The 21263-nt window shown below is 58.2% G+C and carries 20 protein-coding genes, 1 tRNA gene and 1 pseudogene; 11 read left to right on the top strand and 11 right to left on the bottom strand.

Features of this window, described 5'->3' with window-relative positions; genetic code table 11:
- Positions 1 to 114 precede the first annotated feature (114 nt).
- Positions 115 to 402 carry a Dabb family protein gene (locus ABSG47_RS13860; protein WP_424170290.1) on the top strand — a complete coding sequence of 96 codons (288 nt, stop codon included), beginning with the start codon at positions 115 to 117 and terminating at the stop codon, positions 400 to 402.
- Here the strand turns inward: ABSG47_RS13860 and tyrS are convergent, their stop codons facing one another.
- Entirely contained in the window at positions 403 to 1788 is a 1386-nt protein-coding gene (gene tyrS, locus ABSG47_RS13855) for a tyrosine--tRNA ligase (RefSeq protein ID WP_424170289.1), read from the bottom strand.
- An 81-nt stretch (positions 1789 to 1869) separates the two neighbouring features.
- On the opposite strand from tyrS, the gene ABSG47_RS13850 reads away from it, so the two are divergent.
- Positions 1870 to 2424, top strand: a complete 555-nt coding sequence (locus ABSG47_RS13850; RefSeq protein WP_424170288.1) for a cysteine hydrolase family protein — start codon at positions 1870 to 1872, stop codon at positions 2422 to 2424.
- A gap of 3 nt (positions 2425 to 2427) precedes the next feature.
- Here the strand turns inward: ABSG47_RS13850 and ABSG47_RS13845 are convergent, their stop codons facing one another.
- From ABSG47_RS13845 to coaD, 3 genes are all read right to left on the bottom strand, one after another.
- The gene (locus ABSG47_RS13845; RefSeq protein WP_424170287.1) at positions 2428 to 5052 is read right to left on the bottom strand and encodes an ABC transporter permease; all 2625 of its coding nucleotides are present in this window, start codon (positions 5050 to 5052) and stop codon (positions 2428 to 2430) included.
- 3 nt (positions 5053 to 5055) lie between these two features.
- Positions 5056 to 5427 carry a PadR family transcriptional regulator gene (locus ABSG47_RS13840; RefSeq protein ID WP_424170286.1) on the bottom strand — a complete coding sequence of 124 codons (372 nt, stop codon included), beginning with the start codon at positions 5425 to 5427 and terminating at the stop codon, positions 5056 to 5058.
- Positions 5428 to 5497: 70 nt separating this feature from the next.
- Complete coding sequence (coaD, locus tag ABSG47_RS13835) at positions 5498 to 5983, bottom strand: pantetheine-phosphate adenylyltransferase (RefSeq protein ID WP_424170285.1); 486 nt, start codon at positions 5981 to 5983, stop codon at positions 5498 to 5500.
- Positions 5984 to 6163: 180 nt separating this feature from the next.
- Here coaD and murJ point away from each other — a divergent pair, with 180 nt between their 5' ends.
- Positions 6164 to 7768 carry a murein biosynthesis integral membrane protein MurJ gene (gene murJ, locus ABSG47_RS13830; protein ID WP_424170284.1) on the top strand — a complete coding sequence of 535 codons (1605 nt, stop codon included), beginning with the start codon at positions 6164 to 6166 and terminating at the stop codon, positions 7766 to 7768.
- An 86-nt stretch (positions 7769 to 7854) separates the two neighbouring features.
- Here the strand turns inward: murJ and ABSG47_RS13825 are convergent, their stop codons facing one another.
- Positions 7855 to 8340: a bactofilin family protein gene (locus ABSG47_RS13825; protein ID WP_424170291.1), complete on the bottom strand. Its 486-nt coding sequence runs from the start codon at positions 8338 to 8340 to the stop codon at positions 7855 to 7857.
- A gap of 223 nt (positions 8341 to 8563) precedes the next feature.
- Here ABSG47_RS13825 and ABSG47_RS13820 point away from each other — a divergent pair, with 223 nt between their 5' ends.
- Positions 8564 to 11212, top strand: coding sequence for a ribonuclease R family protein (locus ABSG47_RS13820; protein WP_424170283.1), 2649 nt, complete (start codon positions 8564 to 8566; stop codon positions 11210 to 11212).
- 41 nt (positions 11213 to 11253) lie between these two features.
- Here the strand turns inward: ABSG47_RS13820 and ABSG47_RS13815 are convergent, their stop codons facing one another.
- Complete coding sequence (locus ABSG47_RS13815; protein ID WP_424170282.1) at positions 11254 to 11601, bottom strand: DUF4870 domain-containing protein; 348 nt, start codon at positions 11599 to 11601, stop codon at positions 11254 to 11256.
- A gap of 447 nt (positions 11602 to 12048) precedes the next feature.
- On the opposite strand from ABSG47_RS13815, the gene ABSG47_RS13810 reads away from it, so the two are divergent.
- The 4 genes from ABSG47_RS13810 (at position 12049) to ABSG47_RS13795 (ending at position 14497) form a co-directional block, all read left to right on the top strand.
- Complete coding sequence (locus ABSG47_RS13810) at positions 12049 to 12327, top strand: oxidative damage protection protein (protein WP_424170281.1); 279 nt, start codon at positions 12049 to 12051, stop codon at positions 12325 to 12327.
- A gap of 64 nt (positions 12328 to 12391) precedes the next feature.
- Positions 12392 to 12688, top strand: a complete 297-nt coding sequence (locus ABSG47_RS13805) for a hypothetical protein (RefSeq protein ID WP_424170280.1) — start codon at positions 12392 to 12394, stop codon at positions 12686 to 12688.
- Positions 12689 to 12746: 58 nt separating this feature from the next.
- Positions 12747 to 13301, top strand: coding sequence for a hypothetical protein (locus ABSG47_RS13800; RefSeq protein ID WP_424170279.1), 555 nt, complete (start codon positions 12747 to 12749; stop codon positions 13299 to 13301).
- A gap of 257 nt (positions 13302 to 13558) precedes the next feature.
- Positions 13559 to 14497, top strand: a complete 939-nt coding sequence (locus tag ABSG47_RS13795) for an IS1 family transposase (protein ID WP_424170278.1) — start codon at positions 13559 to 13561, stop codon at positions 14495 to 14497.
- A 4-nt stretch (positions 14498 to 14501) separates the two neighbouring features.
- Here the strand turns inward: ABSG47_RS13795 and ABSG47_RS13790 are convergent, their stop codons facing one another.
- A complete protein-coding gene (locus ABSG47_RS13790) occupies positions 14502 to 14720 on the bottom strand; it encodes a helix-turn-helix domain-containing protein (protein ID WP_424170277.1) in 219 nt (72 codons plus the stop codon).
- A gap of 479 nt (positions 14721 to 15199) precedes the next feature.
- The gene (locus ABSG47_RS13785) at positions 15200 to 15490 is read right to left on the bottom strand and encodes a hypothetical protein (RefSeq protein ID WP_424170276.1); all 291 of its coding nucleotides are present in this window, start codon (positions 15488 to 15490) and stop codon (positions 15200 to 15202) included.
- A gap of 123 nt (positions 15491 to 15613) precedes the next feature.
- Here ABSG47_RS13785 and ABSG47_RS13780 point away from each other — a divergent pair.
- A tRNA-Pro gene (locus ABSG47_RS13780) sits at positions 15614 to 15690 on the top strand.
- A 202-nt stretch (positions 15691 to 15892) separates the two neighbouring features.
- Here ABSG47_RS13780 and ABSG47_RS13775 read toward each other — a convergent pair.
- The 3 genes and pseudogenes from ABSG47_RS13775 to ABSG47_RS13765 all read right to left on the bottom strand — a co-directional run.
- Positions 15893 to 16339, bottom strand: a complete 447-nt coding sequence (locus ABSG47_RS13775; RefSeq protein ID WP_424170275.1) for a type II toxin-antitoxin system YhaV family toxin — start codon at positions 16337 to 16339, stop codon at positions 15893 to 15895.
- Positions 16340 to 16693 carry a type II toxin-antitoxin system PrlF family antitoxin gene (locus tag ABSG47_RS13770; protein WP_424170274.1) on the bottom strand — a complete coding sequence of 118 codons (354 nt, stop codon included), beginning with the start codon at positions 16691 to 16693 and terminating at the stop codon, positions 16340 to 16342. It abuts the gene before it with no gap.
- A 270-nt stretch (positions 16694 to 16963) separates the two neighbouring features.
- A pseudogene (locus ABSG47_RS13765) lies at positions 16964 to 17275 on the bottom strand (IS630 family transposase); the annotation flags it as partial.
- 163 nt (positions 17276 to 17438) lie between these two features.
- Between ABSG47_RS13765 and ABSG47_RS13760 the strand changes: the two are divergent.
- Positions 17439 to 19550 (top strand): prolyl oligopeptidase family serine peptidase, encoded by a 2112-nt coding sequence (locus ABSG47_RS13760; protein ID WP_424170273.1) that lies wholly within the window; start codon positions 17439 to 17441, stop codon positions 19548 to 19550.
- Between the two features lie 174 nt (positions 19551 to 19724).
- On the top strand, positions 19725 to 21131 hold the full coding sequence (locus tag ABSG47_RS13755; protein WP_424170272.1) for a sensor domain-containing phosphodiesterase: 1407 nt from the start codon (positions 19725 to 19727) through the stop codon (positions 21129 to 21131).
- Positions 21132 to 21263 lie beyond the last annotated feature (132 nt).

The following is a 21263-nucleotide window of genomic DNA, read 5'->3' as shown; positions in this document are numbered from 1 at the left end:
GGAGCCATTGATGCGCATCTATACCGAGTCCACCTCGCCGGAGAATGTGAAGAAGCTGCTGGAGTCAGCGCGGGAGTTTGCGCTGGCAAGTTGAGCGCGTAGCAGGAGGCACGGATGTTTATCCACATCTTTGGTTTTCGCTGGCGGCCAGATGCCACCGAGACCCAGAAGGAAAGCGCGAAGGAGGCGATCCTGGCTTTTCGCGGCGCAATTCCGGGGCTGATCGAAGTGCATGTTGGCGAAAACCTTTCGCCGCGCAACCAGGGATTTGCTTTTGCCGGACTGATGACGTTTACGGATAAAGCTGCTGCGGATGCGTACACGATTCATCCGCAACACCAGGTGCTACTGGATTGGCTGGTTCCGCTGATTGAGCCTGTAGAGCTGGATTTTGAAGCGTAGCTAGATGCCTTCGCCTACGCCGCCGCCGATCACAGCAACCTTTGCGCGCTTGCCCACCCGTACCGTAAGTCGTAACGGGGTGGATTCAGTGGGGCCCGGCACGCCAGTTTGCGAATAATAGGGACCAGCTTGCTTTACCCCATCAATAGAAACCGCGCCAGCTTTTATCAGCTTTGCTGCTTCTGTCGCGGAAGCTAATCCAAGTTCTCGAATCAGCTTGACAATGGAGTAAAAGCCAACACTACCGGAATACCGAGTTTCTCCGCTCGCGGCGCGACGACTCACTTCCCCATCCTGTGCCAGCCAGATATGCTCTTTTCCCTGTTCTTCTTGCACGGCTTGAGAAAAGCTAACAACGATTTTGCCGACTTCCACAGAGACCGATTCGATGTCTCCTGCTACGATCTTCTGCTGAAACATGCGCGCCCAGTTTTCGTCGGCAGTCTGCGCGGCGGCTTCGCCGTGGAAGCCGGCGATAATGATGCGCGCCAGCTTCTTCTTGGCCTCCATGGGATGCAGCGTTCCGCTGGCAACCTCGGCCTTCATCGCATCCACTTCGCTCTGCTTGAGGTCGGTGAGAAAGACCCAGTACTTCCACATGAGCTCATCGGAGATGGACATGAGCTTGCCGTACATTTCCGACGGCGGCTCATGGATGCCGATGGCGTTGCCGAGCGATTTCGACATTTTCTGTATGCCGTCGAGACCCTCGATGATGGGCATCATAAGCACGATCTGTTCGGGCTGGCCATCTTTGCGCTGGAGCTCGCGGCCCATGAGGAGATTGAACTTCTGGTCAGTGCCGCCGAGCTCGACATCGCTCTTGAGCATGACGGAGTCGTAGCCCTGCGCGAGTGGATAGAGCAGCTCGTGGAGGCTGATGTCCTGCTCGGCGCGGAAGCGCGTGAGGAAGTCCTTACGATCGAGTATCTGCGAGAGCGTGACCTTCGCCGAGAGGCTGATAAGTCCGGCGTAGCCGAGCTTGTCGAGCCATTCTGAGTTGTAGCGAACTTCGGTCAGCGCTGGGTCAAGGATCTTGAATATCTGCGCTTTGTAGGTCTCGGCGTTGCGATCGATCTCTTCGCGGGTGAGAGGTTTTCTTGTTACATTTCGCCCGGTGGGGTCGCCGATGAGCGCCGTTGAGTCGCCGATGAGGAAGATGACCGTGTGGCCGAGCTGCTGGAAATGACGCAGCTTGCGAATGAGGACAGTGTGTCCGAGATGCAGATCGGGCGCGGTGGGGTCAAAGCCGGCTTTGACGCGTAGCGGGCGTCCACTCTTGCGGCTTTCTTCAAGGCGCTCGCGCAGGTCAGAGATGCGGATGATTTCAGCCGCGCCTTTCTGCAGTAAATCCAGTTGCTCGTCTACGGGAAGAAACATGCTCATGCCGTCTTTCAGTATAAATTCGCGGTGTACGGAGGGCGCTATTTTGCATCCTATACTTGAACAGGACGCTAAGGAGATTTCGTGCCACTTACTCAGCTGGATTCCGTTGCCGCACTTATTATCATTGACCTGCAGAAGGGGATTACTGGCTTCACCGCCGAACTTGGCTCCGCCGATGTGGTGAACCGCTCGGCCGCGCTGGCCAAAGCGTTTCGCGAGCGCGGACTGCCTGTTGTGCTGGTGAACGTGACTGGCAGAGCGCCGGGGCGCGTTGACCAAGGATTTGGAAACCGCGCCTTTCCGCCGGACTGGGCCGATCTGGTGCCGGAGCTCAATGCGCAGCCTTCGGACATTCTGATCAGCAAGCAGCGCGTGGGCGCATTTTTGGGTACGGAGCTTGATGCCAAGCTGAAGGAGCGCCACGTGACGCAGGTGTTCATGAGCGGCATTGCAACTAGCATGGGTGTAGAAGCTACCGCTCGTAGCGCGTTTGACCTCGGCTACAATGTGGTCTTTGTCTCGGATGCCATGACGGATCTGAATCCGGCGTCACATAAGCATGCGCTTGAGACGATCCTTCCGCGTATGGGCGAAGTGGACACGACGGAGAATGTGCTGAAGGCATTGCACGGATAAAACTCATTCCGCGCGCAAGGCCGACAGTGGATTGACGCGTGTGGCCTTCAGGCCGGGAGCGGCTGCGGCTACGATGGCGGTAAGCAGCAGCAGCAGCGATGCCGCCCCCAGACTCACAGGGTCCATGGGCCGCACGCCTACCAGCATGGCTGTTACCAGCCGCGCGAGCGCAAGGCTCAGCACAAGTCCCACTGCAATGCCAATGCAGGCAAGCCTGGCGGCATGGCGAAGAATACCGCGCAGAATGATCGCGCGATTTGCGCCGAAGGCCATGCGCAGGCCTATCTCAAAGGTGCGCTGCGCCACCGTGTATGCCATGGTTCCGTAGACGCCGAGCATGGCCAGCAGCAGTCCCGCGCCAGCAAAAGCGGAGATCAGCACCGCGCGAAAACGCTCGGTGGTAATGGATTCGTTCACCAGCGCATCCATCGTGGTAAAGCTCATCGCGATCTGGGAATTGGTCTGCATGATTTTTGCCTGCACTGTGTTCATCAGCGTCAACGGCTTGACCTGTGTGCGCAGAACAATGTGAATCTGGTTGGCATGGTACGGATGCTGTGCCATGGGCATATAGAGCGCCGGGCCGGGTTTTTCGGCGGGTGAATCCTGACGTATGTCGCCGACCACGCCAATCACCATCATCCAGTTGTCGCTGTCGAGCCCGCAGTGAATCTGCTTGCCGATAGGATCGATGTTGCCAAAGCTCTGCCTTGCCGCGGATTCGCTGATGACTACGACAAAGGGGTTATCGTAGGTGTCCTGCGCGTTGAAGTCGCGGCCGCGCAGCATGGGTATACCCATCGTTTGAAAATATCCGGGGCTGGCGATGCTGAAGATCGCTGACGGCGCATGATCCGGGTTCATGGGCAATCCGCCGCGCGCTGTGTAGTTGCCATTGGAACCATAAGGCCCCATCGGCAACCCCATCACTCCGGCAACGTGCTCCACACCGGGTACAGCTTTCAGATTTGCAAAAATCTCATCGAACTGTTGCAGCATTCTGCGGTAATCGTCTTCACTGTGCGCTGGATTGTCCGCATCCACCACCAGCATCTGGCGAGTTTGAAAACCCAGGTCGTTCGTCATCAGCGTGAACATGGTGCGTAGAAGCAGCCCCGCCGCCACAGCCAGCACAAACGTGGCTGCGACCTCTGCAACTACAAGCCCATCCCGCAGCGTAGCTGCTCCCTTGCGGCCCATGCCGCGTGAGGCATCCTGCTTCATTGCATCCGCCGCGTTGACCTTGGCCGCGCGCATGGCGGGAAGGATGGAGGAGACGAGAGAGGTGAGCACAGCCAGCGTGACCGTAAAGACCAGTACCCATCCGTTCAAGTGAATCTCATGGGCGCGCGGCAACTCGTCTGGCGCCATTGCCACCAGCATGTGGACCGCGGGAATAGCGAGCAAGATGCCGGCAGCGCAGCCAAGCATTGCCAGCAGCAGGCTTTCGAGAATGACAGGCCGCATGACCTGCCAGCGCGAAGAGCCAAGCGCCTTGCGAATCGCGATTTCGCGCTGCCGCTCCATGGCGCGCACCAGTTGAAGATGCGTTACGTTGACGCACGCGATCAGCAGAATCATTCCCACAGTGGCCCATAAAAGCATCAGCGTGGGCCGCGCAGGGCCTGTAAGCGCCTCGGCCATTGGCAAGACCATTATCTGTTTTCTGCGGTTGTCTTTGGGGTAGGCGGCCTGCAGGCGCTGCGAAATTCCACCGAGCTCTGCCTGTGCGGTTTGGAAGCTCACGCCATTGCGGAGCAGCGCGACAGCCCTGTAATTGAAGGCCGTGCGTGACTTTGATTCTGGAAGCAGCGAGAATGCCTCCCATACTTCCGTCTTGCGGGGATAATGAAAGCCGCCCGGCAGCACGCCAACAATCTCAATCGCTTCATTTTCGATGTGAACTGTCTGCCCGAGCGCGGCTTGTGCGCTGCCGAAGTTGTTACGCGCAAACTGTTCATTGACCAGCGCTGAGCGATGCGATTCCGCGTCCGCAAAGAGCCTTCCGGCGATGGGCTGCAGGTTGAAGACATGGGCAAAGTTTTCGTCGACCCAGGTGACCTCAGTGTATGTTGCGTGATCCCGTAACTGCACGCCTTCCTCGCCGCCGGTCATGAGGCTTACTGCCTGCAGGCTCTTTGCCTGCTCGCGCATATCCAGGCCATCCGGCCCGGTGACGCGCTGTATGGTGAACCCGCTATTGCTATAACGTGTTGCCAGAACTGCAAGCCTGTCCGGATGGTTGTACGGCAGCGGTGCAAGAAGGATGGAGTCGATCGCGGTGAAGATAGCGGCGTTTGCTCCGATCCCGATGGCGAGCGTGAGAGTGGCCGTGAGCGTGAAGGCGCGGTGCTTGGCAAGCTGTCGTGCCGCGAATCGCAGATCGGAGAAGAATGTGCTGACGGCGTTTTCCCAGCCATAGGAGTTTGCTTGTTCACGTGCTTTGCTCATTGTTCCGGCCTCCATGCGAGTGTTGCGCCGCGCTTCTTCGGCTGTCATGCCGCGCTCCATCTGATAGGAAACGGCTTCCTGAAAGTATTGCTCTACCTCTTCGGCTACATCACGCTCACGGTCTGTGCGTCGCAACAGATTGCGAATGCCGTGGACGAGTGAGCGCAGGAGAGCCATGTGCTATGCCTCTGCCTTGAGCAGACGCGCCACCGCAGAAGCTCGGCGCGCCCAGTCGGCGGTTTCCTGTTCAAGCTGCTTCTTGCCGGCACGGGTGAGCGCGTAGAACTTTGCTCGGCGCGAGTTTTCCGTCTGCTTCCACTCGGAATCAAGCCATCCGGCCCGTTCAAGGCGCTGCAAAGCTGTCAACAGGGAGCCGGGATTGATCTTGAATACACCGCGCGATACCTGTTCCATGCGCCGAGTGATGCCAAAGCCGTGCATCGGCTCCAGGCTGAGCGTTTTAAGGATCAGCATGTCAAGCGTGCCCTGGATTACGTCCGTATTTTCATCCGCCATGACGATGACAATAGATTTTCTAATCTTGATTGTCAAGATGTGAAAGACAAAATGAAGGGATGGCTTAGTTTCGATCTGCTCGAAAAAGCGAGATGAAGGTGAGGGTTTACTGCTTCGGCATGCGCCCACGCAGGCGCTTGAGCACGTTGGGTGGCACCAGGCCGGAGATGTCGCCTTGAAAGCTGAAAACTTCTTTGACCATGCGCGAGCTGACAAAAGAGTAGCGGCCTGCCGGTTGGAGAAAAACAGTCTCGATCTCCGGCGCGAGGCGGCGGTTCATGAGCGCCATCTGGAATTCGTACTCGTAGTCAGTGATGGCGCGGATGCCACGCAGCACGGCGGAGGCGCCGATGGACCGGGCAAAGTCCACCATGAGGCCATCGAAGGTGGCAACCGAGACATTATTCAGCGTGCGCGTGGCCTCCTGCAGCATTTCCACGCGCTCTGAGACGGAGAAGAGCGGATTCTTGCCAGGGTTGTTGAGCACAGCGACTACGAGATGCTCAAAGAGCTTCGATCCGCGCAGGATCAGGTCCACATGGCCGTTGGTGGGCGGGTCAAACGTGCCGGGATAAAGTGCCTTGACGCTCATGGTTGATGCTCAAGCGAGATTTTACGGCATTGGTACGGCCTGGCGTCTCAGGATGACACCTTGTATGCAGAACGTGAATGCTACACCCAGATAAAATCGAGGTGAGTGATAGAGCAAGGTTCAACCGGAGAGATAGCGCAGCCCAGGCCCGATACTGGGACAAGTCCGGCGCCGCTGCCGATGTGGAAGCGCGTAGTGGGCGTGCTGCGGCCCTCGCGGGCGCATACGGCTTCGACGGCGACGATTCTGCTGATGGTTTCGACGCTGGTGTCGAGCCTGATCGGGCTGGTGCGGACGCAGTACATTGCGCATAAGTTTGGCAGCGGCATGGAGGCGGATGCGCTGGCGGCTGCGTTTGTGCTGCCGGACATGATTATGTACTTCCTGGTGGGCGGCGCAGCTTCGGTCACCTTTGTGACGATGCTGACGCGCTATAAGGACGCCGGGCGCGAGGCTGAGGCAGAGCGATCGCTCTCTGTAATTTTGACGACGATGCTGCTGGTGCTGGGCGTGGCGATTGTGCTGGCCGAGGTGCTGGCGCCGTATTACGTAGGCTGGTGGTTTCATGGCTTCCCGGCGGACAAGACCGCGTTGAGCGTGAGCCTGACGCGGATTCTGCTGCCGGGGCCGCTATTCTTCTTTGCAGGCGGATTGCTTGGATCGGTGCTGCTGGTGCGAAAGCAGTTCACGATACAAGCGATCGCTCCGCTGATTTATAACCTGGGCACGATTTTTGGCGGCGTGCTGCTTATACAGAAGATGGGCGTCTCTTCACTGGCGCTGGGGACGACGGCGGGCGCGTTTTTGGGGCCGTTTCTGCTGAACTGGATCTTTGCGCATCGTGCGGGAACGCGCGTGAAGTTCATACTGGACTGGCAGGATGAAGGGCTACGCGAGTGGGTTAAGCTCTCGCTGCCGCTGATTGTGGGCGTATCGCTGGTGACTGCCGATAGCTGGATCATTACCCACTTTGCTTCGTCTACCAGTGGCGCAATCTCGCTGATGAATTATGCGAAGCGCCTGTTTGCAGCGCCGATGGCGATGCTGGCGCAGGCGGCGGGCGTGGCGACGATGCCGTTTTTTACGAGCCTGTGGTCCAAGGGCAAACGGTTTGAGTTTGCGACGGGCGTGGCGGATTCGGTTTCTCGCGTGGTGTCGATGGGATTTCTGCTGGCGTCTGGATTGATTGCGCTGGCGCTGCCGCTGGTGGACCTGCTTTTCCGGGGCGGACGCTTTTCACGCAGCGATACGGGATGGTTTGTGATGTACTTCTCGATCTTCTGCCTGTCGATGTTTCTCTGGTCAGCGCAGACGATTTATGCGCGCGCGTTTTTTGCTGCGGGAAATACGTTTACGCCGATGGTGGCGGGAACGATTGTGACGATTGTTTCGCTGCCGATTTATGCGGGAATGTATCACTGGATGGGGGCGACGGGGCTTGCGATTGCGTCTGATATTGGCATTACGCTGCAGACGGTGACGCTGGCTGTGCTGCTGCATCAGCGGCGAATGGTTTCTCTGGCTGGCCTGGATTATGAGGAGATTGGGCGGTGCGTGCTGGCTTCAGTGGCTGCGGGCGGCGCGGTGTGGCTGGTCTTCAGCGCGGGCATGCGTGTGCTGATGCATGCGCTGCACAAGGATGCGGGTGCGACGAACCGGCTGGGGGACCTGCTGGTGCTGGCGGCGGGAAGCGCGCTTTGGATGGCGGTGGCGTGGCTGGTGCTGGAACGCATGGGTTCGGCGCTGCCGCGTGTGGTTTGGAAGCGGCTGGGGTGGGCGCGGTAGATATAAACACACGAGCCCTCGCTGGAGCGAGGGCTCAATGCAACGAGCTGTAATGTAAATGCGGCGATGAGCCGCGGGCACTGCGTTTAGACAGTGGCCTTGACTGGCTCTGCTGCCGCCGCTTTACCCTGCCCGTCTGACTTGCGGATGTCGATGCCGCCCTTGAAGAAGGCTCCGTCTTCAATGCTGATGCGGGCTGCGGAGACGTCGCCGGTTACTGCGCCTTCCGCGCGGATGTCTACGCGATCGGTGGCCGAGACATTGCCGCGCACCTTGCCGAGGACGACAACTTCACGAGCGGTGATGCTGGCCGAGACCTGGCCGTTGCGGCCGACGGTGCAGCGGTTGCCGTTGAGGACGATGCTGCCCTCGACTTTGCCATCGATGGTCAGCGATTCCGTACCGGTGATCTCACCTTTGATGAACAACCCCTTGGTAATGGTGGCCTGCTCACCGGAGACCCCGGCGGTAGCGCGCGCGGGCTCATGCGAGGCCACTGGCGGCGCTGGAGAACGAGGAGCCTCGGGCGTGGGGGTGGAGGCGGGAGTGTCCTGCTGGCTGGGTTTCCACATGCGATTCAATGTAAATTCCTTTCCAATAACTTCCAAAATAAGATGGCGGCGGGGGAAAATCGTGCTTGTCCGCGCGGCTGCTGCAATTCTACTCGGGTTGACGCGGTGCGCGGTGGGACCGCTCGCGGAAAAATATTCAAAAAGGTGCTGAGCAAGATACTGCTAAGCGTATGGAGTTCAGAGTAGGAATGGCGGGGACCGCGGCGCGTTGTAGGCTGGTGCTATGACGGATCGGGAACTGATTGGCCGCATTGCGCGGTCTGCGGGCGGCAAGGCCGGCTATAAGCAGTTGGTGCGCGAGCTGGGATTGGGCGGCGGGCGCGAGCGGAGGCTGCTGCTGGAGCAGTTAGCACGGATTACCGTGCGTGGCGAGCTGGTGAAGCTGGACCGCGAGCTGTGGGGCGTGCCGAGGGCTGCGGCCGGCGCAGGTGGAAGCGGATCGGGCGGGATTGGTTCGGGCAGGTGTGACAACCTGGCGGCGGGACGGCTGGATCTGCATCGCGATGGATATGGGTTTGTGCGGCCGAATCGAGACCAGGGGTCAGGGATACAAGAGGACATTTTTATTCCGCCGGATGAGATCAACGGCGCAATGCAGGGCGACCAGGTGCTGGTGGATGTGGCTCCGCCGCGTAACGATGGACGGCGAATGGGACGCATTGCTCGTGTGCTGACGCGGCGCAATGCGACGGTGGTAGGGACGTTTCGCTATTCGAAGGCCGAGCGGGCGCAGGGGAATCTTGTCATCCCTTTTGATGAGCGCATGACGCAGCCGATTGTGATTCCCTTTGGTGCGGAGATTCCTAAAGGTGAAGAGAGTGAGACGCCGCATCGCGTGCTGGGAAACGAAGCTCGTGTGACGGAGACTTACGACGATCTGGATGGGCTGATCGTGGATGTGGAGATCACTAGCTGGCCTACTCCTACGAAGCCTGCAGTGGGGCGCGTGACGGAAGTGCTGGGATCGCCGGATGACTTTGGCGTGGATGTGGAGATGATGATTCGCAAACATCAGCTTCCGAGGGTGTTTCCGGAGAATGTGCTGGCGGAGGCGCGTAGTGTGGCGCGGCTCGATCTGGAAGAAGTGGCGCGGCGGCGCGATTTTCGTGGGCTGCCGATTGTGACGATTGACGGCGAGACGGCGCGCGACTTTGACGATGCGGTGCTGGTGCGCGAGCTCAAGAATGGCGGGTATGAGCTGCAGGTGCATATTGCGGACGTGGCGGAGTATGTGCGCGAGGGTAGTGATCTGGATTTAGAAGCGCGGCTGCGCGGGACGAGTGTTTACTTTCCGGACCGCGCGATACCGATGCTGCCACAGGAGCTTTCGACGGATATATGCAGCCTGCGCCCGGAAGAGGACAGGCTGGTGTTGAGCTGCGTGATGCAGCTTGACGCGAAGGGGAATATCGAGAGCTACGAGATCGCGGAGGGTGTGATCTGCTCAGCGGCGCGGATGACGTACACGAAGGTACACATGATTCTGACGGGCGATGAGGAGATGCGCGCGCAGTATCCGGAGCTGACGGAGAATTTCGAGCTAATGCATCGGGTGGCGATGCTGATGAACAAGCGGCGCTCGGAGCGCGGATCGATTGATTTCGATCTGCCGGAGCCTGTGATTCAGTTTGATGAGCAAGGACAGATGCGCGGGGTGACGAAGGCTGAGCGGACGTGGGCAAATCGGCTGATTGAAGAGTTTATGCTGGCGGCGAATGAGTGTGTGGCGACTTGGCTTGAGGATCTGGGTGTGCCTTCGTTGTATCGCATTCATGAGCGGCCTGAGCCGCGGCGCGTGGTGGAGTTTGAAGAGCAGGCGGCGAGCTTTGGTTATTCTCTTGGGCTGGGTGCGCTGCCGGTGAAGAAGATTCAGACGCGCGGGGATCGCAGAGAGGCTGAGCGTAGCGGACGCAAGGCGCGCACGCATGAGGTGGCCGAAGAGATTGCGGTGACTCCGCGGATGTATCAGAAGCTGGCTGGGCGGATTGAGGGCAAGCCGGAGGAGCGGATTTTGAGCTTCCTGATGCTGCGGTCGCTGAAGCAGGCGAAGTACTCCGAGGCGAATGTGGGGCATTTTGCGCTGGCTGCACCGAGCTATACGCACTTTACTTCGCCGATTCGGCGGTATCCGGATTTGATTGTGCATCGCATTACGAAGGCGCTGCTGCGTAGGGATGTGAGCGGCAAGGGTGAGATTGCGACGGGGAGATTGGATTCGCCGTGGACGCATGTGAATGAGGGGCTGCCGGGGGGGATTGTGCTAGCCCACCCTAGCCGCAAAAACAAAGGCGCGGCGAGGGTGGGGCACCCATCTGGTGATTCTTTGTTGAAGCCGGTGATTGCGGAGGATGAGCTTGCACAGATTGGCGATGAGACGAGCCAGACGGAACGACGCGCGGCTGAGGCAGAGCGTGAGCTGGTGGAGTGGAAGAAGGTTCGGTATATGCAGGACCGCGTTGGCGAGGAGTTTGCCGCGCTGGTGCTGAATCCGGCTAAGTTTGGGTTGTTTGTGGAGCTGACGGACCTGTTCGTGGAAGGGCTGGTGCCGATCGATTCGCTGCGCGATGACCGCTACACGTGGCGCGAACATACGCACGAGATTGTGGGCGACCGCTGGGGACGGGTATTTCGAGCGGGAGATCGTGTGCAGGTGATCCTGGACAAGATTCTGGCGCAGGAGAGAAAGCTGCAGTTCTCGATTGTTGAGGAAGGGATTCCGTTGACGGGCGCGAAGCCACGAAAGATCTCTGCCGCCACGAAGACCAGGAAAGGTCCTAAGAAGAAGAACAAGGACGGCACGCCGCGAGTGGCGCCGGCTAAGCCGAAGCTAAAGAAGCCCAAGCATACAAAGCGCAAGGGCAAGCGGCGCTGAAGCGATGCGTTCAGCGCCGGGCCTGCGAAGGCAAAGCGCGGTTAGGAATTTGCCTGCTTCTCGGCCAGGTTGCCGATGACGGGGATATAGTATTTGCCTCCCTGGGATGCCTTGATGATGGCGATGAGCCAGAAGACGAAGGCAACCAGAAAGCCCAGCAGGAAGACGAGTTGGCCAAGGATCGGAATGATCCCGATCACCCCGAGCACAAACATGAAAAGGCACAGAAAGATGTTCTGCCAGGCGTGGAACTTGATGAATGGGTTTCTGTTGTAGGGTTCCATCACCAGGAAGATGATGGCCGGGATGATGGTGACGTAGGCGAGCGCGCCTGCGGCGCTGTCAGAGAGGCCGGAAGATGCGGGTACGGGAGTGGGTAGATCGGACACGGTAGCTCCTTTTGCTGGTTGAAAAAGCTCTCAAGCCTGCCGGGCCTGAGGTAATTCATGCCACCCTGGAGCGTGGGCGAGAGAGGGCGGCGTTTCAATCCGATGTGGGCTGGTTCGGTAGGAACGGTCCGGTCCAGCGCATAAGTGCGGAAATTCGAGGATGGATGGCATCCTGTCCGGCTTCGGTACAGGCACCATTTTCCGATGGCCCAAAGATTGTGTCGATCACATTGGAAACGTTACAGATGGCGGAATGGGCGCCGAAAACTGGAAATCTTTGGACGCCATCAGGAAACAGGGAAAGTAGCTGGTTGTCAAGAATATTCTGGAGATGTACTGGGGTAACCGGGGAGTGATGGCTGCACGCGATCCTTCGTACAGGAGGGATTGCGGGAGCCGCGGCGGGATGCGGCGCATCCCATACAATGGCTAAGGAGAATTTGAACGATGGCGCACATGGTTTTTTGCGTACGCAACAAGCGCGAGATGGAGGGGCTGGATGAGCCGCCCTTCGACTCGGAGTTTGGGCAGAAGATTTACAAGAATGTTTCGAAGGCGGCGTGGGGTGAGTGGGTGGAGCGGCAGAAGATGCTGCTGAACGAATATCGCCTGCAGCCGTGGACGCCGCAGGCACAGCAGTTCCTGGTAGAGCAGATGGAGGAGTTCTTCTTCGGCGAGGGCTCGGCACTGCCGCAGGAGTATGTCCCGCCAACGGGTAGTGTCTGAAATCTGCGTTGACGAAAAACAGCGAGCGCTTGCTTCTCATCTGATGTGGTCGTAGGCTTTGAGTATGCCAACTACGAAGACCGAACTGGCCACACTGAAGCGCCTTATATCCGAAGCGGACCTCATTCTTTCGACCGCCCCCGAACTGCCTGAGAACCGCACTGCTGCAGCGCGGGAATCTCTGGCCGCCGCGCTCGCCCTGATCGATGACCTGTTGAAGCAATCCAAACTGGCCGCCGCCGCCATTTTAGGGAGTAAGGGCGGATCGGTAGTGGCCAAGCGTGGCTCTGAATACTTCCGCCAGCTCGCAGGCAAGCGCAAGACGCGCGGCGGTGGTAGGCCTCGCAAAAATTCCGAGTAGTTCTTCCATTCGCAGACGCTAGAATGAAGCCTCTCATAAATAAGGGGCTTCTGCGTACGTGAACGGCAAAGACTACATCATGAATCGGATACGGCTTAGTCAAGAGCGCCAAGCCGAGCTAGACCATGAACGCCACAAGGCCGAGATTCGCGCCCAATCCAATGCGCTAATTTGGAACGGAACAGCAGAGGAATTAACCGCTGCAATCGTGAACTGGTACGAGTCTGGAAAAATCTCAGCGTGGGATTTACAAGACGCATTGCGCAAGGCGTCTATCCATTTTGTTCGACCAGAGGGAATGCCCGCAATTCAACTTTCCCCTCCCCTCTCCCCCGCAGGAATTCCATCGCAGCGATTCCTTCCGCTTGATAGCGATTGTCGAGTCGTTGTGCTGGATGAGACTCAATACAGCCTTAGCGTATATGAATCAAAGATCATCGCTGTTCTATACAGCGCCCATAAGCAGGGCCGTAAGAGTGTAGCAATTGACGAGATTCGCAAAGGCCTAGGGATTAACTCTGGCAAGATGAGCAATTGGTTTCGAGGCGCAAACAGACCACTCAAGAAGATCATCCTCCACATCGGCAAGCAGCATTACCGCCTCGATTTCTAAGCGTACGCGCGCGTACGCAAATACACCCTAAATACGCTCCTGCGCGTACGCGCGAAATACATCCCATACGCCTACAGTGCACCGGCACGCGATGTTCCGTGCAGCTAGATTGAGCAGCGATGGGGTACAAAATGATTCGCGGACCACCAATTTGAGGCCCTGAAAGGGGCATGTTTCAACGCACTTTTACGTTGACAAACAGCGAGCGCTCGCAGTATTCTTTAACCATGATGAACCAAGGGAAAACCGAGATAACAATGACTTGCGAATCCTGCAACGCAAACTGCCAACGCTTTGGTAAGCACCGCAACGGCCTGCGCCGGTTCCGCTGCCCGCAGTGCAAGAAAACCTATACCGAGGCTCATCAGCGCACACTCGGAACGATGTACATCTCGCAGGAAAAAGCTGCGCTCGCTCTCAAGTTGCTGGTCGAGGGCAATTCGATCCGCTCCACCGAACGCATCACTGACTTGGACCGCAACACGATTCTCAGCCTCATCACAAAGGCTGGCGAACACTGCGCTACCCTGATGGTCGAGAAGGTTTGCAACCTGCCCGTAAACGATGTGGAGGTCGATGAGATTTGGGGCTTTGTCGGGAAGAAAGAGGGCCACAAGGTTGAGGGCGACGGAGCCGAGCTAGGGGATGCGTATTGCTTCATCGCTATGGAGCGCACCACGAAACTGGTACTCGCCTACCACCTGGGCAAGCGCACTGCGAAGTCCACGGACAATTTCATCGGCAAACTGGCCTACGCCACTGACCCGACGCGCCGTTTTCAACTTACATCTGACGGATTCAGTCCCTATGTGAGCGCGGTCAAAATGCTGCTCCGTGGCCGCGTAGACTTTGCTCAACTGGTCAAGGTCTATGGTTCGCCCCGCGAAGGCGAGCAGCGTTACAGTCCTGCTGAGGTTGTGGATTCTGTCCCATGCGAAATCATGGGGCGACCAGTCCGCGACAAGATTTGCACTTCACATATCGAACGTCAGAACCTCAGCGTACGCATGGGGATGCGCCGCATGACGCGGCTCACGAATGCCTTCAGTAAGAAATGGGAGAACCTTGAGGCTGCCTATGCGCTTTGGTTCGCGTATTACAACTTCTGCCGCATCCACAAGACACTGCGCGTGACGCCGGCAATGGAACAGGGCCTTACCGACCATGTCTGGACTATTGCCGAACTGATCGGCTAGCCGTCTATCCCACGCCTTTGAACAGATCCGAAAGGCTCACACTAAGCGCCTGCGCGATGGTCCAGAGTGTTTCTATTCCCGCCTCCCGCGAACCCCGCTCCAAGTCGCTGATATGCACTTCATGAACTCCAGAGTGCTCTGCTAGATCAATCTGCCTCCATCCCTTCGCCTTCCGCAATTCGCGGATTCGCTTGCCGAGCAGGATGCAGATTTCACTTGCCATCCTGTCATCTTGCGGTTAGTGTTTAGACTAAATTTAGTGCATACACTCTCTGGCGGGAAAATTTATGCGATGGATTTATGTGCTATTGGTCTGTGTAGTAGTGGGCTTCGTTGCCTACGTTATCTATGATCTCGTTTATGCAGCGCCAAGGCGTCAAGCAAAAGCCGACCAAGAATTTAAGCAGGTCAACATATCAATGAGTTCGTGGCAATGCTCCCTTTCCTTGCAATTGGCACAGGGGCGCGGCGAACTGGCAGATTCAGCATCAAACTGCGACCAGGATGCGCGCAAAACCGGATGCCGACTTTATTACAGATTTCCAAAGCATCAATCAAAGATTGACCCCAAAGACGCGGCCTTCATAGGAGCGCTTCACCACTGCGCACAGCCTAGTGACATCAGTATGGGCACGGGCGCGTGGATGGCTGACCCCGGTTGCGTCTGTGCTCAGAATTAGCTGGTAGGCGTACTTCAACGAGCTATGATGGGTGCTTCCCGTTAAGGAGTACCCATGCCGCAATCAGAAGAGCCCCTGCTGTCCCTATTGCTATCCACGCTCCAGCATGTGAAGAATCATCAAATTCATGTTGAAAAGCTCCAGTGTTCCATGGATGCAATTTTGAAATATCTATCCGTTTCCGAGCAATTCGCAAATCTTCACGCTCAAACAGTTCACGTGCACGAGCATCTCTCTCGTGCTGAACCTTCTCAAGATATTCGTCTGATCGATGACATAATTCAATCAATTCAGCGGCGAACTTAGCATCCATTAGACCCTCCTATCCCGTCAACGCAGATTTCAGACACTACCCCGCCAACGCAGTAAGCTGCTTGCTAGTGTAGACTGATTCAGACCCTAAAAAGCTGGCTTACCTGGGCCGGCTTGATCGTGTCGGGACGTGGCTCAGCCTGGTAGAGCACTCGCTTGGGGTGCGAGGGGTCGGCAGTTCGAATCTGCCCGTCCCGACCATTACATGGGGCAGCCGTCAGGCTGCCGAAGTGGTTGAATATAAATATATAAATCAACCCTCTTCGCAATGCGTTTTCGCGCAGATTTTAGCCAATCGTGATTCATTTGTGAACTATCGGCCACGAGCCATCCTCACCGATCCGCACGGATGTCACTCACACAGCGCGGTGCGCGGCTGTTCTGCCTTTGCATGCGTGCTAATTTATTCGAGATCCGCGGCACGGGCAAGAAGCTCATCCAAGTCCTGCGGTGGATTGCCTGATTTCAGCATGGAAGAAAACACTGCATACGGGTCGGTCCTGGCCCCTCCCTTACGTAAAGTGTTTTCGTCGTTGAGCCAGGCGTACACAATCACTTTGTGCTTTGTGGAGTAACGGAAGAACAGGCGATACCGCTGATGGGATTTTGCGCGAAACCAGTGTTTGTTCTCTTTCCCTAGTGTGTTTCCCTGCCGGAATTGCGGAGCTTCCGGGTTGGACGGGATTTGCTTGTAGATAAGGTCTTCTATTGTCGCCAGCAGTTTTGCGGTCGGCTCGCTCATATAGGTCACCGGCGATTGCTTTGCCAACTTTTCGACTTTCTCGACCAGCAGATTAAGCTGGTCGGCGAAGAGTGGATAGGAATAGAGCTTCCAGCCGTTGCGAACCATTTACAGGATCGCCTCATCGCCCAGGTCTTCATCCAGTGAAACTTTGACGCCCTTCGTAAGCCGCTTGATCCGTTTTTCGAGGGCGGCATCGAGAGGCTGGATCTTCTCCGGATGATCGCTCATATCCTTGCCCAGAAAGGCGAGAAACGAATCGAGGATGGGGTCGGACTCGGGCTCGCGTTTCTTCGCCGGCGAAGCAATAATCAGCAAACGCCCTGGCGCAATCGGCTGGACGGTGATTTCTCCCGAGAACTCGGGATGGCTCTTAAAAAACGACTGCTCAATACGAAAGCCGGAGGAATTGCCGGCCTTGGTGCGTTTGCCCGTATAGGCCACAGTATAGTTCTCCGCCATTTGCCACCTCCACATCATGTTAGCACATTTGTGCTTACATGATGTGGAGGGCTGGCGTGTCATCAAGCCGGGCGTGTTCTAAAGATTTGCAAACCACAGGGCAGACCGCGGGGGCTGCCCTGCTGGAGTACATATCGATCTGCGATGCGATAGCTTCTCGCCCTCCTGGAAGAGTTCTCTACTGTCAGGAAGCTCTCATCAACCCACTTTTCACAAAGGATCGAGGCGTAGCGGCGGTTAAGCTGCAACAGTTCTGCTACGTCCATTGAGGTGTCGAACGCTGCTTACTGTTCGGCCGCACGGATGTCCGGGGCGCATGGGCAGCAGCGGCGCGGTTCTATCCAGGGCTTGTATCTGGCTCTTTTCATCGACACACAGCACCAGGGCGCGCTCCGGCGGGGCCAGATAGAGGCCGACAATATCGCGCGTCTTTTCGAGGAACAGCGGGTCTTTGGATAACTTGAAGGTCTCGGAGCGATGCGGAACCAGGGAAAAGGCCTGCCAGATGCGATGGATCGATGCGCGGCTGAGATCGGTTCGCCTGGCCATGGAGCGCGTGGACCAATGCGTGGCCTCCGTTGGGGCCGACTCCAGGGTTAGCGCCAGCACGCGCTCCACATCCTGAGACGCAGCCGTACTTCAGGCGAAGGGAAGAACCTACGGTCGTTTTTGCTTTTGCTCGGTCCCTTGTCCCTGCCTTTCTGTATCCTGTTCCCAATCAGAAATCCTCGTGGAGCACCCCATCATGCGCCTTGCCGCCGCCGCTCTCATCTTCGCCAGCACTCTCATCCCCGTACCCGCACAAACCATTCACGGCCGCGACAACATTACCCTCCCCGCACCCCCCGCCACGCAATCCACTCTCGTCGTCGACAACTACTTCGGCAAAAACATCGTAGACAACTATCGCTGGCTTGAAGACGCCAAAAGCACCGATACCCGCGCCTTCATCGACGCGCAGAACGCCTACACGCAGCGCTATCTAAAGCAGGCGCGCATGCGGCCAGATGTAGTCGATGACCTCGACGCGCTGGAGCACGTAGCCCGCTGGTCCACGCCAATAGAGCGTAACGGAGCCATCTTCTTCACCAAGCGCCTAGCCGGCGAAGAGCAATCCTCCATCTACATCCGCCGCACCTACACCGGTAAAGACGAGCGCCTGATCGACCCCGCCCAGCTCTCCCGCGATCCCAACACCTCCGTTTCCCTCTCCGCCGTCTCCCACGATGGCACCCTCCTCGTCTACGGCCTGCGCCAGGGCGGAGCCGACGAAACCGCCCTCCGCATCTACAACGTCAAAACCGGCAAAACCCTCGAAGACGAACTCCCCGCCGGCCTCTACCGCTCCATCGTCTTCACGCCCGATAACACCGCCTTCTTCTACACCATCCAGAAGCGCGCCGGCACGCTCCTTTATCAGCACAAACTCGGCGAGCGCCCCTCCAAAGACGAGCTCCTCTTCGGCCACGAATTTCGCGGCGAGCCACTCGGTCCCATCGATCTCTTCTCCGCCTCCGTCACCGAAGACAATCACTACCTCGTCGTCACCATCAATCGCGGCGTCCCCGCCCGCCGCGTTGACATCGTCTTCAAAGACCTCACCAAGCCCAACTCCTTCTTTGAAATCCTCATCTGGGGCGTCGAGTCCCGCTTCTCCGCCATCCGCGCCGAGAACGCCTGGTACGTCCTCACCGACTACAAAGCCCCCAACTACCGCCTTATGAAAGCCGACCCCGGCATCGTCGTCGATTCCTGGACGCCCATCATCCCCGAATCAACCGACGTCACCGACGACTTCTCCATCGCCGGCAATAAAATCTACCTTCGCCGCCTTCACGACGTGCAATCCGACATCACCGCCTACACCCTCACCGGCAAGCCCGCCGGAAAAGTAGCCCTCGACGGCATCGGCACCGCCTCCGGCATCTCCGGCCGCCCCACTCAGCGTTACGCCTGGTTCAGCTTCGAGTCCTTCATTCAGCCCCCCACTCTCTACCGCCTAGACACCCTCACCGGCAAGCACGACATCTTCGCCCAGCCCAAAATCCCCTTCAACCCCGCCGACTACACCCTCAAGCAGGCCTTCTACACATCCAAAGACGGCACCAAAATCCCCATCTTCATTGGCGGCAAAAAGGGAATCAAGCAGGACGGCTCCATCCGCCTCCTCATGTCCGGCTACGGCGGCTTCAATCTCTCGGAAACTCCCCACTGGAACCCCGAATGGGCCTGGTGGATGAGCCAGGGCGGCTGGTTCGCGCTGCCCAATATGCGCGGCGGCGGCGAGTACGGCGAAAAATGGCACGAGCAGGGAATGTTCGAAAAGAAGCAGAACGTCTTCGACGACTGGTTCGCCGCAGCGCAATACCTCATCGACAGCAAGTACACCTCACCCGCGCACTTCGCCATCACCGGCCGCTCCAACGGCGGCCTCCTGATGGGCGCAGCCTTCACGCAACACCCTGAGCTCTTCTCCGCCGTCTGGTGCGGCTACCCGCTCCTCGACATGCTTCGCTATCAGAAGTTCGAGCAGGGCCCGCAATGGACCACCGAATACGGCTCCGCCGAAAACGAAAAGCAGTTCCCGTATCTCCTCAAATATTCTCCCTACCAAAACGTCAAAGCCGGAACAAAATACCCAGCCATCATGTTCTTCACCGGCGACTCCGACACCCGCGTCGATCCTCTCCACGCCCGCAAAATGACCCCACTCGTCCAATCCGCCAGCACTAGCGGCCGTCCGATTCTGCTCCATTACTCACTCGCCGGCGGCCATTCAGACGGCATCAGCGTCGAGCAAGCCGTCCAGGACCACGCCGACGAGATGACCTTTCTGTGGACCGAATCGGGACACTAATCCGCGCAATTTCCCCCTCCTGATTACTACAGGTACATGTCCCTCGGTAATCTCACGCAATGCCGCGCAAGGCCGATAAGGGAATCACGCACGAATTCCTACCTTGGAAGAGATATGCCTTCGACCTCGCAAGAAAGGGGAGGTCCGGAGCAAGCAGGAGCAGCAGGATTGCCCATGACGCGACTAGGCGCCACCAGACTTGAGCACAAAAAGCAGGCTCTCCCGGCAAGCGGAACAGAGATCGCCCGCGTCGCCGTTCTGCATGAGGCGGCCATTCTCGACACGCCGCCCGAGGCCGCCTACGACGCCATCACGCGCCTTGCCGCCGATTTTTTCCACGTTGATGCCGTAACCATCGGCTTCGCAGACCACACCCGCCTCTGGGTCAAATCGCATTACGGCCACGGCCCCGACGAGCTGCCTCGCGGCATGTCGCTCTTCGATCTCGTCCATGCTCAGGGCGGCATCATCGTGATTCCCGACTGCACCGCAGAGCAGAGCAGCCAGGCCATCCAGATGCGTAAGCGCGGCTTCCACTTCGTCGCCAGCGCGGGCATTCGTCTCGCCGGCCACATCGTCGGCACCCTCACCCTGCTCCACGGCACAGAGCGCACCCCGCTCACGCCCGCTGAAATCGAAAGCTTTGAAGACATGGCCGCCATGGTCTCAAGCCATGTCGAGCTGCGCCGCCTCCGCCTTAGGGATGCCGCCAATCAGCCCAGCCTCCTGCGCCGCTCGCAGCACCGTGGCCGCTCCGCCGCGCACGCAAACTGGCCCTCGGCATCAGACCTCCATCACGCTCTGGAACGCAACGAATTCGTGCTTTATTACCAGCCTGAAGTCGAGATCGATACTCTTCGTATCGTCGGCCTTGAAGCCCTCATCCGCTGGCGCCATCCTGAGCGCGGCCTCGTCCCGCCCATGGATTTCATCCCTCCCGCCGAGCAGTGCGGCCTCATCCACTCCATCGGAGACTGGGGTCTTGCCGAGGCCTGCTCACAGATCCAGGCATGGACCCAGGAGAGTCCGGACAACGGCTCGCTGCGAGTTTGTGTAAACCTTTCTGCGCGCCAGTTTCTCCGCGCCGGCCTCAAGGATCACGTCCACTCGCTCCTGCTTCAGGCCGGAGCCACAGGCCGCCAGCTTGGCCTTGAAATGACAGAGTCCGTCTTCATCCACGACGTTCAGGCGGCATCCGAGGTTCTTCAAAGCCTGCGCGGTCTCGGCGTCTCGCTCTCCATGGACGACTTCGGCACCGGCTACAGCACGCTCTCCAGTCTCCACTCCTTCCCCTTCGACACCCTCAAGATCGACCGCTCCTTCGTCTCTCGCCTTCAAGATGGCGACCAAGCCCTCCACATTGTCCGCACCATCATCGAGCTAGCTCGCGCCCTCGACATCGGCGTCATCGCAGAAGGCATCGAAACCCTGGAGCAGTACGCCATCCTCCGCCAGTTGGGCTGCAGCCACGGCCAGGGCTACTACTTCGCCCGCCCCATGCCCGCCGCCGACATCTCCCGCCTCCTCCGTGCCCCCAACCGCATCCTCCCCCTCGCACAGGAATCTCCGCGCGTCGCTTAGAGCATTTCTTCTCTTGCTGTAGAGCGACCCCAGCCTGGCCGCAAAAACAAATACGCGGCGATACGCGATGAGGGTGGGGCGTCCGAACTTTATACCTTGGGGAGAGATGCTCTGATGTTGCGGCCTGGGGCT

The organism is Occallatibacter sp. (assembly GCF_049510455.1).
GTDB lineage: Bacteria > Acidobacteriota > Terriglobia > Terriglobales > Acidobacteriaceae > Telmatobacter.
Note: the sequence above shows the minus strand (reverse complement) of the source record. Positions and strands in the feature narration are given on the sequence as shown.

Coding starts and splice junctions, on each gene's coding strand:
- ABSG47_RS13860 (WP_424170290.1), top strand. CDS start 115: ATGTTTATCCACATCTTTGGTTTTCGCTGGCGGCCAGATGCCACCGAG.
- tyrS (WP_424170289.1), bottom strand. CDS start 1,788: ATGAGCATGTTTCTTCCCGTAGACGAGCAACTGGATTTACTGCAGAAA.
- ABSG47_RS13845 (WP_424170287.1), bottom strand. CDS start 5,052: ATGGCTCTCCTGCGCTCACTCGTCCACGGCATTCGCAATCTGTTGCGA.
- coaD (WP_424170285.1), bottom strand. CDS start 5,983: ATGAGCGTCAAGGCACTTTATCCCGGCACGTTTGACCCGCCCACCAAC.
- murJ (WP_424170284.1), top strand. CDS start 6,164: ATGTGGAAGCGCGTAGTGGGCGTGCTGCGGCCCTCGCGGGCGCATACG.
- ABSG47_RS13825 (WP_424170291.1), bottom strand. CDS start 8,340: ATGTGGAAACCCAGCCAGCAGGACACTCCCGCCTCCACCCCCACGCCC.
- ABSG47_RS13820 (WP_424170283.1), top strand. CDS start 8,564: ATGACGGATCGGGAACTGATTGGCCGCATTGCGCGGTCTGCGGGCGGC.
- ABSG47_RS13810 (WP_424170281.1), top strand. CDS start 12,049: ATGGCGCACATGGTTTTTTGCGTACGCAACAAGCGCGAGATGGAGGGG.
- ABSG47_RS13805 (WP_424170280.1), top strand. CDS start 12,392: ATGCCAACTACGAAGACCGAACTGGCCACACTGAAGCGCCTTATATCC.
- ABSG47_RS13795 (WP_424170278.1), top strand. CDS start 13,559: ATGACTTGCGAATCCTGCAACGCAAACTGCCAACGCTTTGGTAAGCAC.
- ABSG47_RS13790 (WP_424170277.1), bottom strand. CDS start 14,720: ATGGCAAGTGAAATCTGCATCCTGCTCGGCAAGCGAATCCGCGAATTG.
- ABSG47_RS13785 (WP_424170276.1), bottom strand. CDS start 15,490: ATGGATGCTAAGTTCGCCGCTGAATTGATTGAATTATGTCATCGATCA.
- ABSG47_RS13775 (WP_424170275.1), bottom strand. CDS start 16,339: ATGGTTCGCAACGGCTGGAAGCTCTATTCCTATCCACTCTTCGCCGAC.
- ABSG47_RS13770 (WP_424170274.1), bottom strand. CDS start 16,693: ATGGCGGAGAACTATACTGTGGCCTATACGGGCAAACGCACCAAGGCC.
- ABSG47_RS13760 (WP_424170273.1), top strand. CDS start 17,439: ATGCGCCTTGCCGCCGCCGCTCTCATCTTCGCCAGCACTCTCATCCCC.
- ABSG47_RS13755 (WP_424170272.1), top strand. CDS start 19,725: ATGACGCGACTAGGCGCCACCAGACTTGAGCACAAAAAGCAGGCTCTC.